General features: G+C 42.4%; 13 protein-coding genes. 4 read left to right on the forward strand and 9 right to left on the reverse strand.

The features are described from left to right. Nucleotides 1-148: 148 nt before the first annotated feature. Nucleotides 149-1,033, forward strand: a complete 885-nt coding sequence (locus AC5FX4_RS15565) for a LysR substrate-binding domain-containing protein (protein WP_493607254.1) — start codon at nucleotides 149-151, stop codon at nucleotides 1,031-1,033. A 9-nt stretch (nucleotides 1,034-1,042) separates the two neighbouring features. Here AC5FX4_RS15565 and AC5FX4_RS15570 read toward each other — a convergent pair whose 3' ends face one another. Beyond that, nucleotides 1,043-1,882: an SDR family NAD(P)-dependent oxidoreductase gene (locus tag AC5FX4_RS15570; RefSeq protein WP_493607255.1), complete on the reverse strand. Its 840-nt coding sequence runs from the start codon at nucleotides 1,880-1,882 to the stop codon at nucleotides 1,043-1,045. Between the two features lie 81 nt (nucleotides 1,883-1,963). On the opposite strand from AC5FX4_RS15570, the gene AC5FX4_RS15575 reads away from it, so the two are divergent. Next, complete coding sequence (locus tag AC5FX4_RS15575) at nucleotides 1,964-2,407, forward strand: hypothetical protein (protein WP_493607256.1); 444 nt, start codon at nucleotides 1,964-1,966, stop codon at nucleotides 2,405-2,407. 3 nt (nucleotides 2,408-2,410) lie between these two features. Here AC5FX4_RS15575 and AC5FX4_RS15580 read toward each other — a convergent pair whose 3' ends face one another. The 5 genes from AC5FX4_RS15580 to AC5FX4_RS15600 all read right to left on the reverse strand — a co-directional run bounded on the left by AC5FX4_RS15580 (nucleotide 2,411) and on the right by AC5FX4_RS15600 (nucleotide 9,288). Then, nucleotides 2,411-3,514 (reverse strand): peptidase C39 family protein, encoded by a 1,104-nt coding sequence (locus tag AC5FX4_RS15580; RefSeq protein ID WP_493607257.1) that lies wholly within the window; start codon nucleotides 3,512-3,514, stop codon nucleotides 2,411-2,413. Then, nucleotides 3,504-4,937, reverse strand: a complete 1,434-nt coding sequence (locus AC5FX4_RS15585; RefSeq protein WP_493607258.1) for a RimK family ATP-grasp domain-containing protein — start codon at nucleotides 4,935-4,937, stop codon at nucleotides 3,504-3,506. Before AC5FX4_RS15585 ends, AC5FX4_RS15580 begins: the two co-directional genes overlap by 11 nt. A 204-nt stretch (nucleotides 4,938-5,141) precedes the next feature. Continuing rightward, a complete protein-coding gene (locus AC5FX4_RS15590; RefSeq protein ID WP_493607259.1) occupies nucleotides 5,142-5,552 on the reverse strand; it encodes a GNAT family N-acetyltransferase in 411 nt (136 codons plus the stop codon). A 105-nt stretch (nucleotides 5,553-5,657) separates the two neighbouring features. Further along, entirely contained in the window at nucleotides 5,658-6,896 is a 1,239-nt protein-coding gene (locus AC5FX4_RS15595) for a hybrid sensor histidine kinase/response regulator (RefSeq protein ID WP_493607260.1), read from the reverse strand. Continuing rightward, entirely contained in the window at nucleotides 6,886-9,288 is a 2,403-nt protein-coding gene (locus AC5FX4_RS15600) for a response regulator (protein ID WP_493607261.1), read from the reverse strand. Before AC5FX4_RS15600 ends, AC5FX4_RS15595 begins: the two co-directional genes overlap by 11 nt. A 232-nt stretch (nucleotides 9,289-9,520) precedes the next feature. Here AC5FX4_RS15600 and AC5FX4_RS15605 point away from each other — a divergent pair, with 232 nt between their 5' ends. Then, a complete protein-coding gene (locus AC5FX4_RS15605) occupies nucleotides 9,521-10,216 on the forward strand; it encodes a hypothetical protein (protein WP_493607262.1) in 696 nt (231 codons plus the stop codon). Here AC5FX4_RS15605 and AC5FX4_RS15610 read toward each other — a convergent pair. Beyond that, complete coding sequence (locus tag AC5FX4_RS15610; RefSeq protein ID WP_493607263.1) at nucleotides 10,213-10,926, reverse strand: SIR2 family NAD-dependent protein deacylase; 714 nt, start codon at nucleotides 10,924-10,926, stop codon at nucleotides 10,213-10,215. The genes AC5FX4_RS15605 and AC5FX4_RS15610 overlap by 4 nt on opposite strands. Next, nucleotides 10,926-11,834, reverse strand: a complete 909-nt coding sequence (locus AC5FX4_RS15615) for a DMT family transporter (RefSeq protein WP_493607264.1) — start codon at nucleotides 11,832-11,834, stop codon at nucleotides 10,926-10,928. Before AC5FX4_RS15615 ends, AC5FX4_RS15610 begins: the two co-directional genes overlap by 1 nt. A gap of 477 nt (nucleotides 11,835-12,311) precedes the next feature. On the opposite strand from AC5FX4_RS15615, the gene AC5FX4_RS15620 reads away from it, so the two are divergent. Further along, a complete protein-coding gene (locus AC5FX4_RS15620; RefSeq protein ID WP_493607265.1) occupies nucleotides 12,312-12,914 on the forward strand; it encodes an outer membrane beta-barrel protein in 603 nt (200 codons plus the stop codon). Nucleotides 12,915-12,986: 72 nt separating this feature from the next. On the opposite strand, the gene AC5FX4_RS15625 is transcribed toward AC5FX4_RS15620, so the two are convergent. After that, a complete protein-coding gene (locus tag AC5FX4_RS15625) occupies nucleotides 12,987-15,824 on the reverse strand; it encodes a TonB-dependent receptor plug domain-containing protein (RefSeq protein ID WP_493607266.1) in 2,838 nt (945 codons plus the stop codon). Between the last annotated feature and the right edge of the window lie 176 nt (nucleotides 15,825-16,000).

Genomic DNA, 16,000 nt, shown 5'->3' on the forward strand with positions numbered 1-16,000 from the left:
ATAAGGTTCATCTTTATAATTTTTATATGATTTTTTATTTTCGCCCATTTATTCTCTCACTTTCCAAAATTATAGAACCATGTCATTATTGGAGAATAAACGGACAAATTCGAACGATAAAATCTAACAAGATCTATAAGTTTAAGTTATGTATAAAGAACTCACCCATTTTACAGCATTGCGTTATGTGGAAGCCGCAGCCAGACATAACAGCTATAGCCAAGCCGCAAAAGAGCTATTTGTGACACAAGCTGCGGTAAGCCAACAAATTCGGATTCTGGAAGATTATTTGGGCTGCAAATTATTCTATCGACACGGCAGAAACATGCTGCCGACACAGCAAGGTAGAGTATTATCACAATCTCTGTCTGACAATTTTGAGCGTATTGCAGAATGTGTCCGTAAAGTAAGTTGCGAACCTGTCGAAGGGCCACTTACGGTGACAACCACACAATCTTTTGCTTCCATGATTTTGATCCCTAACATGTGGAAGTTTGCGCAGTTGCACCCTGAAATATCAGTACGAGTACTAGTTTCCCCCAATTTAGAGGATGTAAGATATGGTAGTGTGGATATTGCCATTCGCTATGGAGAGTCATCATTCGATGGGGTTGAGCAACAAGTCATTTTAGAAGACAAACTGGTGCCGCTTTGTTCCCCCCTATTTGCCCAGCAGGCAGGGCTCGAGAACATAGCTAATATGGCGCATTGCCCACTGATTTATTATGCACAAAATGATTATTGGCGTTACTGGTTTGAACAAGCCGGTATCAAACGCGATGTAGACAAAGGTCAATGGTTAGAAGTTAGCAATATGGATTTTGCGTTAGGTGCTGTATTGACAGGACATGGTATTTTTCTCGGTTCTGCCAAACAAGCACGACACTATTTACAGCAAGGGCTGCTGGTTCAACCTTTTAACATTAGCTGCCAACAAGGCGTTCGCTACAGCTTTTTGCACAACGCCAGTTCACCGAGGTTATCGCGAATTAAACTATTCCAGCAATGGCTTACGGCACTCATGGAAGAATAAATGTGGCCTCTAGTTCGTTGTATTACGCTTACGGTACTTGGCTTTATTTTTAGCGCCAATTCGATACAAAAGCCCACGTACTGAGCGCCTAAAACGAGGGAATAAATAGCTCAGGGTAGCTAATTTTCCGCTCATGCTTGGCATGGCAATTTCAGCTTGGGTTGATTGGCTTAATTTGAGTACGGCATCTGCAACTTGCTCCGCACTGCTCATAGGCTGTGAATAAACAATGTCTTCCACTTGGTCAATTTCATCCATGATAAACCCTGTGTCGATAGGACCAGGAGACACCACGGCCACGTTAACACCACGCGTTTTCAACTCATCATGCAGCGCATAAGTAAACGCACGTAACCCTGATTTTGAACCACTGTAAGTCGCCGCCCCCTGTAACGGCGTCAACCCAGCCAAAGAGCCAACCATCACGACGGCATTTTGCGCTGATGATGGCATATGTTGAAGAGCCAATGACGTTAGCAAAATGGGCGCACGCATGTTCACATCAATCATAGCTGCCACCTGAGTTGCCTCGAGCTTACTAAACTCGCCACGATGATGAAGGCCTGCATTATTCACCAACACATTAATGTGTTCAAAGCGCCTAACCGTTTGTGAAATTAACCGCTCACAATCATCAATTCGAGCAACATCGGCGTCAACCAGCAGTATTTCGCAATTTGGATATTGTGCTAATTGTGTCAGCATCTCTTGCAATGGCGCTAAATTTCTTGCCACCAGCACCAAATTAACGCCGTTGGGATATGCACCTGCAAAGGCGTGCGCACAGGCGGCACCCACGCCCTTTGAGGCACCCGTGATAATAATGGTTGGACTATGTTGTGATGTCATTGTTTTAGTTATTCTTTATCAATATGATAAGCAATATAAACAGATGTCGGTCATTATACAATTGAAAAGGAAGTTCAACCTATGAGCAAAGCTCACACAATTACTCGGGTAAGTTTGCTGTTCTGCGCAGCGATGGCGGTTATCACAGCAATTGCACACTTAAGCTGCATCGGCTTGGGTGAGCAGTGTTTTCGAGCACAACTTGCACCGGAGTTTATCGTTGAGTCCGCGATTGCGGGCACTTGGCAAGCCCCGGTTGCCACCATATTTATTGCTTCGCTATTTGTGCTGTGTGCGTGCTATGCGCTTGCAGGGGCTAAATTGATCCGCCGTTTACCATTTCAGAACCTTGCTTTGCTCACGCTAGCCCTACTTTGTTTACTACGAGGACTTGCAGCGATCCCGTTAAGTATTATGTTTTGGCAGCAAACCACAACCTTTTCTCTTGCCGCGAGTATACTTTGGTTTTTGGTGGGATGTGGTTATGCAACAGGTTGGTATGCAACCCGCTGCAAAAAAGTATGACTGTTAATTGCTGATAGCAATTGCGGCACGTAACCTATTTTTGCCAAATGTCGCCATTTTAGCGAATTCTTCTTTCCCGATGGGCACATGTTGACAATCAATTGACTGCTGCGCATCATCCAAATCGGGATCATGCACATACACACAGTTGGCGTCCATGGCTGTCACACACACCCAATGCGGTGCTTTTTTACCATCAAGGCGATAGGTACTGATCAAAATTAACACGCGATAATTGCCTCGTAACAGTGCATGAAGCTGGTCTATTTCCAACGCGCTGTCGTTGAGTGTGCACCCTAAATCATGAGCTTGTGAAACAAACTCATCATGCACCGTACGCATCACTTGTTTCTTATTTTCACTACGCACACCTTCCAAAAAAAGCGGCGTTAGCTGCGTTAAAAAAACCTGTGCCTTAAAGCCACGGTTAATCGCACATAAAGCTAGACCAATTGGATGGCAACCACCGTGACCACTGGTCATAAAAATAGTCGTTGCTGCACGCCAAAGCGCCAATTCATGAGCTTGGTTTAACTCCATGCGTTCGTTCAAGCTATGCATCGCCATCAGCAGTGCCGCCGGACCGCATGTAAAATCAGTGGTTTGTTTATACCAAGGCACAGGTAAAGCGACTCCTTTACCATCAAAGTGCGCCACACGCTTTTGCATACGCAATGCTTCACTGCCATCACCGTAGTAATCGCTGTAAGCACCAAACACCTGATAACCCATATTTTTATATAGGTTGATCGCCGCGTGATTGACCGCTGACACTTCCAAGCGTAAGTATGCTCTACCCTTTTGTTGAGTACGGTTTTCAAGTTCACTGAGTATTAACTGCGCTAGCCCTTGACCGCGAAAAGCAGGAAGCACGGCTAAGGAATACAACCGCGCTAAGCGAGTGCCTTTCAAACACCATACTAAACCGTAGCCGCAGATCGCATCATCGCTCAGGGCTACGACAAACAGCGCATGCTTGGCCTGCAACCAGTGCTTAATACTACGCGAACTAAGCCTATCGGTACTAAAGCAGCTCTGCTCTATCTTCAAAAGCTGGTTTAAATCCGCCATTGAAGCACTACGAAGCGTGATGTCATTACGACTCATCTTTGCCTCTTGCTTCTAAGCGTCTGACAAACTCAGCCATGATCAACATGTACAATTCGTTACCCAAATACGCATCTTCTACTTTGTGATCTATGCTGGGGTTGTCGTTCACTTCAATCACATAGGCCTTGCCACTCACTTCTTTTATATCAACGCCATACAAACCATTACCCACAACTTTGCAGGCCTTTAATGCCGCAACAAGTACCGCTCTGGGCACTTCAAAGGTGGGCAACGTTTCAAAACCACCTGAACTAAAGCGTTTTGAGTCATGGTTATAAATTTGCCAGTGATTTCTGGCCATATGATAGCGGCACGCATAAATCGCTCGCCCATTTAGTACACCAATGCGCCAATCAAAGTCGGTGTATAAATACTCTTGCACTAACACCAGTGCGCTTTCTGCAAGTAGCTCTTCTAACCGCTCAGCTAATTGGACTTTATCTTTAACCTTATAAACACCACGAGAGAACGACCCCTCAGGCATTTTCAGCACCATTGGATAACTAAACAACTGTTCCAACTGTTCTAATGTTGTTGCAGCGCTGTCGCTTACCACTTGCGTTCTCAGTGTCGGTACCTTGGAGTAACTAAATGCATCATGTAAATACACCTTATTACAGCAGCGCAAAATTGACGTTGCATCATCCATTACCACTACACCGGCACTTTCAGCTTTGCTAGCCAGTCGATAGGTAACATGATCAATCGCTGTCGTTTGACGAATAAACAAAGCATCGTACTGGTTAATATCATCCAAAGTGTCAATAGTTTTGACCTGAGCATGAATACCATTTTTTCGTGCTGCTTTAACAAACTTCGCGATTGCTTCTTCATCACTCGGGGGGGAAGGCTCTTGTGGATCCACCAAAATCGCCATTTCCCAACGTGCGTGTTGTTGTTTGCTCGAGCGCTTCCACGCTGATTCGCTCAGCGCTTGTACTGTGTTGACTAAGGTTTGCTTTTGCACCTCATCTAACGCAGTAATAGAGCCCTGCTCGACAAGTAAACGATTGTCCGACAGTAACTTCACGCAAAGTAATGGTGCTGCAAACCGCTTATATATCGCACTTGCGAATGAAGCTAATTGTGGTTGCGCAGATTGTCCAAAGAACAACCACTGAGCATCTTGCTCCAGTAGCTTTTTCTGAGTCAATGTTAAAGGTAATTCTATGTGCTCGGTACGCAGTGCATTAATTGTTTTTACCGTTGGTAATACAACATGCTTTCTGGCTTCAGCAAGTAACGAGCAGTAATAACCTTTACTCAAATACTGGCCTGTATCACACAAATTGATAACGCGCGTCTTCGGTTCATCGCGCTTTGGGTAATCTTGTAAATATTGTTCAAAACTTAACACATTGGCTAAGGCAAACTCAGCTGCGGCCTGCTCTGATTCAACCACAATCAAAGTTTTTAACATGACAATTCCTGATCTTAAAAACAAATCGACAGTGACAAAAAGCGTCACTAAACATAACAAACAACCTCTGTTGTATAGCGCGATTTATATGATTAAAAAGGTATGCTGACCAGCAAGTTATTTTTATCTACAAGATAAACAAAGCTGAGCGAAAAAAGACGAGCTAGCTAACACAAATTCGTAAGTAGCACAGCCTTCTAGCCACTACAAAAACTTGCACATACCTAACCCTAGCGGTTCCCCCGAACGCACTAAATAACCATAGCGAGCGTAAAATGGCTCTTTCCCTTGTGCAGATAAAAGCGCAACGGTAGACCCCGCTCGTGCGTGGCATGCGATATAGCGTTCAACCTCAGTCATTAACATATGCCCCACGCCTTTTCCTTGATGTGAAGGTGATACGACAATGTCTTGAATATAAAAAAATAAGCTGCCATCACCAATCACTCGACCCATGCCGACCAATTCGCCATTAAATCTGACTGTTACATGAAACAAGCTCTGCGCTAGACTTAGAGCGGCCATGTTAAGGTCGGTTTGTCCCCAACCTACTTGCGCTCTTAGAGTGACAAATTCTTCCGCCGTTGGCGGTACTAAATGAACGGTATAATTCATATTTAATCTAATTAATATTATTTTTCAGAACGCAAAACATAGTGCCAGAGCAGCGTTATCTAGCAACAAACAAAATGTGACAAATTATTTAACTAGCTCAATGACTTATTTAGAACTTGATATATGCTGCGCAAACGAAATATCAAGCCGAGTGCCTTTGCCGATGTGACTCGTTACTTTTATGCTGCCCTGCAAGGTATTTTCAACTAGGTTTTTCACAATATATAAACCTAAACCACTACCACCACTGCCAATTCGAGTTGAGAAGTATTTGTCAAAAATTTTGCTGAGTTTATCTGCATCAACACCTTTGCCGTTGTCTTCTATTGTGAGTAACACCGTATCATCGTTTAACTCAGCACTTATATCGATGCTGCCATCGGTATCTTCATCAAATGCATGAACCAACGCGTTATTAATTAAGTTAATGAGTATTTGCGATAGGGCTCCAGCATCCGTGGTTACTTGCAAAAGCTCTGGGCAAGTGATGCTTACTTTGTGGCGAGAGCGTTTTAGCTTGGGTTGCAGCACCTTCTTTATGTCGTGTAAATAATCAGATAAGTTACACTCGGTTACCGCTCCACTGAACTCGCCGACAACGATGTGCTTGAAGCTATTAATCAAGTGAATCGCATTATTGAGGTTAGAAAGTACAATGTCATAGCTTTGCGCTGCATTATCAATGAAGTTTTGTAGATCCGCTTTTGCCAGTGTTTGATCTTGAACCAATTTATTGATTTGCTTTTGCTTATCATCTAAATGGGTGATTGCAGTGCTGATCACACTTAATGGCGTACCGAGTTCATGAGTCAACTCACCGACCATTTCGCCAATGTGATTAAACTGTTGAGATTTCTCAAGCTGCTGTTCTTTAAGTTTTGAGAGCTTTTCAAGTTCTAGGGTTTTATCACGCAAGGTCGAAATAAGCTCATCTCTTAAGTTGATTAACGCTTGTAATTGCAGATGTGTTGAAACTCGAGCCAGCAGTTCTTCTTGTCGAATTGGCTTAGTCACATAATCCACCGCACCAACACTAAACGCCTCTACTATGTCACTGAGTTCTGCTTTACCCGTCACGAAAATGACAGGCACATCTTTTACTTTATCCAAAGACTTTAAACGCCGGCACGTTTCAAAGCCGTCAATGCCAGGCATCATCACGTCGAGTAAAATAAGGTGTGGTAAAAAGATGGTGGCTATGTTGATAGCTTCTTTACCTGAGGTCGCAAATGCAACTTCATAGCCTTCCGCTTCCAAAAAACTGGTCAATAACTCCAAATTTTCAGCTTTGTCATCAACAATTAGTATCTTGCAATTTTTAAGTGAAACTAAATCACTGTTCATCTTGCACCTCATCAAGTGCGGCTTTAAATCCAGCCATGTCGAACTTACTTATAAAATTAGCCAAATATTGCGTAAGTTGCTGACTATTTGGCCTTTGATCATCTATTTGTGCAAGAATTTGCTTAATTTTTGAAGTGCTATTGATCTGCGCAGCTAATTTCAGTTGATCAAGCTGTTCACTAGGCAAAGAAAATACGCTCAAATCGAATTCTGTTTCTGCATCCCCCTTCTGTTCTCCATTATCTTGCTCCGCTTCCTGTTCAAAGTGATTTGGGAAATAGGAGACTAGAGACTCAAAAATTTGCGCAATGGTATAGGGCTTACCGATAAACTGATCAAAGCCAATACTCAAATAATGCTGTACTTCGTGATGTAAACTAAATGCAGAAATAGCGATACATTTGAGGTCTTTTAGCGCCAAATCATTGCGAATGATCTCAACGGCCTCATCACCGCGCATTACTGGCATCAGTAAATCTAGAAAGACAATATCAAACTGGTTTTCCTTAATCTTATCAATTGCCTGCTGGCCATCCTCAGCATAATCCACATCAATGCCACAAGATGAAAGTGTTTGCCCGAGGATTTCTCGGTTATACGCCACATCATCAACACATAATGCCCGTAGCTTTTTACCTTTAACTAACGACAATTGTGTTGGTTGTGCCTTCTTAAATTCTTCAACATCAACACTCGCTTGGGGTAACTCCAAGCAAAATTTAAAGCAACTTCCTTCGCCAAGTTTAGACGTGACTGTAAGCTCTCCTCCCATCAGCTCTACCTGCTTACTTGAAATGCATAGACCTAAGCCTGTTCCGCCTTTTTCAGCCCCGGCACTGCCCTGTGTAAAACTGGTAAATAGTGTTGCCAGTTCTTGCTCTGAGATACCTGGACCCGTATCGTGCACTTCAAAATAAAAGCATGTGTCACTGGTTTGTGTAAGAACAAGCTTAATTTCCCCTTGATCTGTAAACTTCACCGCATTACCAAGCAAATTAATCAGCACTTGCCTTAACTTTCCTTGGTCACCATGCACCCCTACCTTGCCCGTAACGTTATTTTCCAACCGCCAACTCAGCTTTTTTTGCTCACATTTCAGCTTAAACATGCAGCCTAAATCATCCAGCAAAGACGTGAGCTCATAATCAACAAGGTTGAGTTTACTTGAGCCTGCTTCTATTTTTGAAATGTCGAGCACATCATTGATAATATCGAGCAAGTGATTGCCAGCTCTAATGATTTTATCCATGGTTTGTTTATGGTTTTGCGATAAGTCTTTCGCGCGTTCCATCAATTGCGCAAAACCTAAAATAGCATTAAGGGGAGTACGAATTTCATGACTCATGTTTGACAAAAACATACTCTTTGCGAGATTGGCCTGTTCCGCTCGTTCTCGCGCACTATTGAGCTCTTGCGTTCGCTCTGCAACTTGATTTTCGAGGTCAATGTTACTGTCACTTAGCCGCGCTTGAAGTTGCGCGTTATGCCATGCTATCTCGATGTTTTGGCCTAAATTCAATAACAGTAGCTCTTCTTGCTCTTCAATTTTATTAAGGTATTTCATCACAGCAAAAAGAGGCACCCCATCTTGCTTTTCACCGATAAATAAAAAACCAAAGTTTTCCATGATCGCACTGTGGAAAAACTTCGGTTCGTACTTGGCTGTAAAGGTCTTTAAAATACTGGCGGGTATGTCTAATTCTTGGTGCTCTGGTAGCTGAACATTGAACTTGTCTTCATGCACATCTAACTCAGCGATAAAAATACTGACCGGACTCGGTTCAAATTGCTGACTCAAAGGCAACGTTTCGGCTAATGATTGAAAAGCCTTAATTTCAAACTCAACCAGCTCTGACTCGCTTAATAAAGAGTTTGTGCAGTGTATGATTTTATCTAACCCTATTTGCACACACTCTGTTTTTTCTAAATGCTGATAAGTTCTTAGCGCAACGATCACCGCAGCTTTTAACTTACTGCTGGTCAACTCGGTCTTCGTTTTGTAATCATTCACATCATAGTCACGAGTGATCTCTGATTCAGGCGCCATGCCTGGCTGCCCTGTTCGTAAAATAATACGAACTTTTGCATTTTTTGCTATTTCCCTCACATATTTGGCAAACTCTAACCCTGCGTGTGTGGTTTCCATCACCACATCCAATAGAATAAGCGCAATATCGTCATGCTCTACGATAATTTCTTCAGCCTCTTTACCGCTGTAGGCATTTAAAAAGGTCACACCTCTGCCATCGTATTGCATTTGCGAAAGTACTAAGGTTGAGATCTGGTGAATATCTTCCTCATCATCAACAATGAGTATTTTCCATGGTGGGCGTGAAATGATTTCTTCTTGTTCATCTTCAGAGCTAAATAGAATGGAATCGTCGTCAAACATGCGCACTTCTCTTTCACTGCTAGAACTTAAAGTGTAGTGAAAGAATCTGCAAATTTGATAATTTAAAACAAAATATCTTAGCGCTGATAATTTCGCTAAATTGTTCACATTATTTGAAGGGTGTGGCTTTATTATTTGTACTGATGAGCGACCTCACAAATCCAGGATAAGCTTCCCTTTTTTAACGAATTTATTCTACACTTAATCCAGCATATTTCGCTTATGGAATAAAATGGATAATCAAAAATCATTGACTCAATTTGTCGAACTTTTACAACGCAAAGATATGGGCGCTTTAAGTGACTTTTACTTGAAGTGCAGCACCAATGAAAACATAGGCCAATTAAAATATTTATATCAGCAAGCCAGCGCCAACGAGCAGAACTATCAAGTATTGCAGGACTTAGTCAGCGCATTATTAGAAAAAAAACCGATGCCAGAGCCACTAATTGCTGCGATCAACACAATTGAAAAGCTTACTTTTTTTACACCTGCATTAACCGCCAGCGAAGGGTTTTGTTTGCAAAATGCACAGGGGAATACACTATTACATGGCTTGTTCAAGCAACAACATAATGTGCAACCGCCATTTAATTATATACGTTCGCTACTGCTTTTTGAGCGCAACGATTCTTTAGCCAAAGCGTTAGCATGCAAAAATGAGCAAAAGCTCCTACCCATGGAGTGCTACCTCGCCTTCAACACGTGCGCAAAGCCTTTACCCGATCACGAGTTAACCGCCGCATTGGCACTTTTGGAAGCGCAACTTAAGCAAGTGAGTGCCCAAGCTGATACGTTAATGCTGATTTGTAATCATTTGAAAAACAACCCAAGTTTTGAGCATTTTGATATAAACAGCCATCGAATTTTACTCATCAGCGCTGCGTTTCAATGCTCAGGTCAGGATGTGTTAGCGCTATTACGTTAGGTTCGAATGTAATCGAGCGCCGTCATCGCATGATAGCGCACTTTATCATACAGAATATGCGTGGGCTTCGGGTCAACCACCTCAATGTCAATCTGATTATATTGCGCAATTTCAAGCGCCATTTGTGTAATATTCACACTAAATGATGTACCCATAAACACCATTTTTTCCGCTTGCATCATCATGTTTTGCGCGCGGCTTATTTGATACAACTCAGTATAATATTCATCAAAAAGCAGCACATAGGGTTTGAGTGACTGATTTAACTTGGGCCCAGTTCGCGGTATTTTAAATACCTCTAATAGCGATTCAGTTAAGTGATTTTCATCGACTTGATCCCAAGGTGCATTAACTCGCGCAACGCTTTGGCCTTGCTCATGAAATAGAGTCACTTGGTCAATTCTGCCATGGACTGAAATATAATCACGGTTGCCTGCTTTGCCATCCAAGCCATCAATGTTTTGAGTAATAAGCGATTTACCCGCTAACCAGTAATGAACGTCATTCGGGCCATGATTTCTGTACGTAACAAAACGTTGGAAATACCAGCAGAGAAACTGAGCCGGATTGTTTTGATACATGGCTCTGGTTGCCATTTGTTGTGGCGTATAATGACGACTACCTATGGTCCAGTAACCATCTTCTCCACGAAATGTGGGAATACCACTTTGCGCACTTACACCCGCCCCTGTTATATACAGTGTGTTCATTAGTCCGTACTCCCTAGTGGCTTACTTTTGGGCTTTAACCATTTTATGTTATCACCAAATTGGAATAGACCTAGGCTTAATATAATAATTGCCGCCCCCAATAGTAAAGTATGCGTTAACACCTCACCGTTAAGAAAAACACCGAGGGCAACAGCGAATCCTGGCGTGATCAATGTAGTCAATGCTACAGTGCTTGCTGGCAACTTTTGTAATACATGAAAATAGGCCAAGAATCCAAGTAACGAGCCCACAACCCCCAAATAAATGGTTGACCACAAAGACTTTGCTTGCCACTGCTCAATAGCAAATGTGCCGTCAAAAACCCACCAAACCAGTGCGAACATGGGAGTAACAAAAAGCAGAGCACCAAAGGTCGTTGCCATGGGGTGAATCGCTATTTTTACACGCTTGATCATCACACCACTCAAGCTAAAACTGCATACAGCTAAAAAAACGTAAAGTAAGCCAATTGGCGCGAGTTGTAACTGCTGTATTTGCGATGCACAAATCAAATACAAGCCAACCAATGCTGCACAAAGTGATATGACTTTAATAACCGAAAATTTAGCTTCACCCAGCAGCTTTTGCGCGAGTAACCCAGACAAAATAGGCGCTAAACCAAAGATCAGGGAGATTACCCCTGATGGAACCGTTCTTGCCGCTAAATAACTCATTAGCATGCCACCGAGTATTCCTAGCGCTGAATATAAATATAATGTGCAAGCACGACGATGCCATGGCACTCTGATATTAGTCACCGCAACGACTAACCCTGCCAGTAAAAGCGCAATCGTCATGCGTAACAATACACTCACAGTAGGCGACATAGTCGCGCTACTCCAAACGATCCCAAGCGGTGTTGTGGACCAAACCAAGATCACGAACAAGTACGATACTTGTACAGGCATACCCTTTATCCTTGTAAAATGGACGATAAAAGTGGGGATTTTGACAGGCTAACCGCTTTTATCATCGCGGTTAGAGAAGTAATTAACCGCAGCGCAGAGAACAACGCAGGACAACAGAAAGTTGCCATGTGTTCTTATTGACGTTGCGATTTAGTGTGTTCATTAAAGACATAATACTCAATGGATTGATTACCTTCTTTGTATCAAATATAGCCAGCAAGTCAATGCAATTGTGTGTAATATTCGGTTTATTTTTTAATCCACTCCTACCGCTTATAAATCAATTCACCACACTGTGTCTGAACAGTTATTGAGTAGTCTTTACAAAATCAGTCGCCGGTACTTTGCCCTTCAACATAGCTACAGCTACTTACATTTTCTGACATTCTCATTACAGCCCCTCACAAACGCCAAACAGACTCTCACACTGAAGCGCTCTAAACTTGTCGCAAAGTTAATCAAACAGGAATTATTATTATGAAAACGCGCTCACTTATATCGATGGCATTAATTGCGATAACCAGTTTTGCAAGTAATGCAAGTAATACAGAGTCATTCGACACCCATAGAGTAGGCGTTCAATTGCAAGGTGGCAGTGCTTCTTATAAAAGCTCTAGCCAAGATGGCGACGGTGTTGGCTCTCTTTATGTGTACTACAATTATCAGTTTGACCCGACTTGGGCGTTAGAGGTGGGAATAAACGGCGGTGAAGAAGCCGATGATTGGAATTGCACCGAAATTAACAAAAGCAAATTTGTATGCGACCGTAACGACGCACTACTTTTTAACTTAGATGCCAACAAGGTCGAGTATAGCAACTTCGTGGTTGCTGCCAAAGGGTATTATCCTGTAACTGAAAATAGTCACTTTTATGGCAAGCTCGGTGGACAGTTTTATGAGTATGAGATATCTCGTCACAGCAACGTATTAGTCGACAAAGACGGTATTGGCCTATTTGCTGAGGCAGGTTGGCAATACGACTGGGATAATGGCATGGCATTTAATGCTGGCTTTCAATATATGGACATGGGTGATTTAGATGTCAGTAGCTTGGTAGTTGGCCTGAGTTATAGGTTCTAATGCATTGCTGCGAAAGAAAAAAGCCTCATCACTTGATGAGGCTTTTTAGTTTTAACTTGTAACTAATCTAAATTAAAACTTAGTTGTAAAGCTTAATTGGAAGTAACGACCTGTTACGTCAAACGCCTCAGATACTGTATTGATACCTGTCGCGCCCTTATCAAAACCTTGTCCAGCAAATGGCGGCTTTTTATCCATTAAATTACGTACACTCAGGCTTACTTTAGTATCATCAGACAAGTTATAAGCAGCTGATACATCGTGATAAACAACATTAGGGAAGCGGTTAGCACCTTTCAATGCTTCACCAGTCGTGAAGTTATAGTTCTCATCATACAAACTATCGAATGACTCACCCCAATAACGCATACGCCACGTTGCACTAAAATCATCCAGACCATAGTTTAGATTCAAGTTGGCACGATTCTTAGGCGTTAATACTTCACCTTTTCTCTCTAAAACATCACCTGTTACAATACCGGTTTCAGTAAACTCTTTAATGTGGTTCCACACTAACTGTGCACCAAACTCACCGTAACTGGTTTCTGTTTTGTAGTTAACTTCGATATCGTAACCACTTGTATCATAGTTATTCTCGTTACTTGAACCAGTATCAACACCCGTTAAGGCACCATTACGGTCACGGCGTGCCGCACCACCACAGCTTGCATCAAATGCACCTGGTGCAACATTGAAACAACGGCTTAGTACTACTGTACGGTCAGTTACTGAAATTGCGTCTTCAACTTGAATGTCATAGTAGTCAACTGTGAACGAAAGCTCTTCGGTTGCCTGCCAAATAACACCTAAACTTAGCGTGTCTGCAGTCTCTTCTTTAACATTCGGGTTACCACCTTGGAAACCACCTGTACTTTGCTTTTCAACTTGCGATAAGTTGAATGAGCCATCTCTTTCAGCTCGAGCACGCACTGAAGCAATCGATAAACAGTTTACAGCAGCATTACCTGAATCACCTACTTTAACACCATCACATGGATCAGCAACGTTCGCAAAAGTTTCACCATTTCCGCCAAACAAATCTGCAATATTTGGTGTACGGATAGCTGTTGCTGCTGAAGCTCGAAGCTTAAGAGTATCTAGCGGAGAGTATTGCACACCCGCGTTCCATGTCGTTTGACCACCAACAATTTCATGGTCTGTATAACGCACAGCTAGATCGAATTCTAAATTATCTAATACAGGAAGAATCGCTTCAGCATAGATATCATCTGAAGTGAAACTGCCATCCGTAGGCAGTGATCGGTTAGTACTTGATGCACCTGTCTGTGCTAAGTCACCTGGCGAGAATGAACCTTTTTCTAAACGGTGCTCTAAACCAAAAGCGACTCCAATATTACCACCAGGTAATTCTAGCGGCAATTGACCAACTAACGATGCAGACGCGATAAACTGCTCAGCCTGACCAGATACTTTGGCTGGTACTTTTACATAATCGACGGCTTCAGCAGATGCTGAGCCTGCACCAAACAAGTTTAGTGGAACGCAACCACGTAAGCGTGCTAATTCATTGCGACATTGTAATTCACCTGTTTCTTGGTTAACAACAACATCGAATGCTTGTGCTGCACGCTCTACATTCACTTGGCCACCATTCTCTTGACGTTGATCAGTTTTACCCCAAGAAACATACGCATTGGCCGACCACATATCGTTGATTTCCCAATCAATACCCGTCGCAATACGCGTAGTATCACGCTCTAGGTCAGTAGAACGCGCACCAAACTCTACCATACGACGAACAAGCTCAGGCATGTTGTCATCTAGAGTTACATCGTTATCAGGATCGTCATCGAAGTTTACTGCCAACAATGCGTTTCGTAACGCTTCTGGTAGCATTGGATTACCAATCTTGATACCACCCATACCACCACGCTCAGGCAGATACACATTATTTGTTCTAAATGGTGTAGGTTCTATCGTTGAATCATAAGTTTTTGAAGAGTTCCAGTTCGCTTCTGTAAAAAATTGGACGTCTTCGCTTAACTGTTGTTTAAAGTTAAACGCCATATATTTACGCTCTAAAGGCGTAACCAATTGACGGTAAGATGCGCGGTTAAAGGTATAGCTGTCAGAGAACGGTGTACCATCACCATTTAGACCACCTACACGGCCTTGAGGTGGGTAAGATGAGTTCACATCACCAATATATTCGTTACCGTTATCATCAATTAATATCGCTTGGTCTTGCTTAGAAAAGTCACGATCTGATGATTTTAAGCCTTTATCATCGTCATAACCGAACGCTACCGTTACATTACCATCATTCCACGACTTACCAGCCGTGATGTTTAATGAGTGTTTTTCACGGTCTGATTCACCAGAGATACCAGTTTGTGCGTTAAATTCAACACCTTCAAAACCATCACGTAGGATGATGTTTACGACACCCGCTACCGCATCAGAACCGTAGATTGCTGATGATGCACTTTTCAGAATATCGATACGCTCGATCATTGCTGTTGGGATTGAGTTCAAGTCAACAGCATAACCAGTATCAGGTGATTGACCAGAAACAAAACGGCGTCCGTTCACAAGTACCAATGTGCGAGATTCACCTAAATTACGTAGTGAGGTGGTGTTTAGACCAACTCCTGCGTTTGTAAATGCACTATTTGATTGGTCAGAACCAGCTATAGATACAGGACTTTGGTTTAAAACATCGGCTACGTTTAGTGCACCGATTGCTTCGATATCAGCACGGCCAATCGTTGTAATTGGAACCGTCGTTTCAAGGTCTGTTCTTTTAATACGAGAACCCGTTACCTGAACGCGTTCAATTTCTTTCGCTTCTTCATCAGCTGCAAAAGTATTTGCAGAAAATGCAGCAGTCGATGCTGCTCCAAAAGCGATGGCTAAGCGTACCGCTTTAGAAACTTTTGAATTTAACATGTGGTTTATCTCCCTGAATCAAAAAACAAAGTTTTGATTTTTATAGTTTTATTGTCTGTATCTAACAGATTTTCATGAGTTCCTATATAGATACAGCGAAGTATACTAAGCCTCGATTTAACAGCAGGTCAATACCACCGAAACATATGAGAGATAAAATCGACAACAAACAATCC

The sequence above is a fragment of the Pseudoalteromonas sp. ATL1 genome (genome assembly GCF_058933015.1).

Coding starts and splice junctions, on each gene's coding strand:
- AC5FX4_RS15580 (WP_493607257.1), bottom strand. CDS start 3,514: ATGAGTCGTAATGACATCACGCTTCGTAGTGCTTCAATGGCGGATTTA.
- AC5FX4_RS15600 (WP_493607261.1), bottom strand. CDS start 9,288: ATGTTTGACGACGATTCCATTCTATTTAGCTCTGAAGATGAACAAGAA.
- AC5FX4_RS15610 (WP_493607263.1), bottom strand. CDS start 10,926: ATGAACACACTGTATATAACAGGGGCGGGTGTAAGTGCGCAAAGTGGT.
- AC5FX4_RS15590 (WP_493607259.1), bottom strand. CDS start 5,552: ATGAATTATACCGTTCATTTAGTACCGCCAACGGCGGAAGAATTTGTC.
- AC5FX4_RS15625 (WP_493607266.1), bottom strand. CDS start 15,824: ATGTTAAATTCAAAAGTTTCTAAAGCGGTACGCTTAGCCATCGCTTTT.
- AC5FX4_RS15565 (WP_493607254.1), top strand. CDS start 149: ATGTATAAAGAACTCACCCATTTTACAGCATTGCGTTATGTGGAAGCC.
- AC5FX4_RS15570 (WP_493607255.1), bottom strand. CDS start 1,882: ATGACATCACAACATAGTCCAACCATTATTATCACGGGTGCCTCAAAG.
- AC5FX4_RS15595 (WP_493607260.1), bottom strand. CDS start 6,896: ATGAACAGTGATTTAGTTTCACTTAAAAATTGCAAGATACTAATTGTT.
- AC5FX4_RS15575 (WP_493607256.1), top strand. CDS start 1,964: ATGAGCAAAGCTCACACAATTACTCGGGTAAGTTTGCTGTTCTGCGCA.
- AC5FX4_RS15615 (WP_493607264.1), bottom strand. CDS start 11,834: ATGCCTGTACAAGTATCGTACTTGTTCGTGATCTTGGTTTGGTCCACA.
- AC5FX4_RS15605 (WP_493607262.1), top strand. CDS start 9,521: ATGGATAATCAAAAATCATTGACTCAATTTGTCGAACTTTTACAACGC.
- AC5FX4_RS15620 (WP_493607265.1), top strand. CDS start 12,312: ATGAAAACGCGCTCACTTATATCGATGGCATTAATTGCGATAACCAGT.
- AC5FX4_RS15585 (WP_493607258.1), bottom strand. CDS start 4,937: ATGTTAAAAACTTTGATTGTGGTTGAATCAGAGCAGGCCGCAGCTGAG.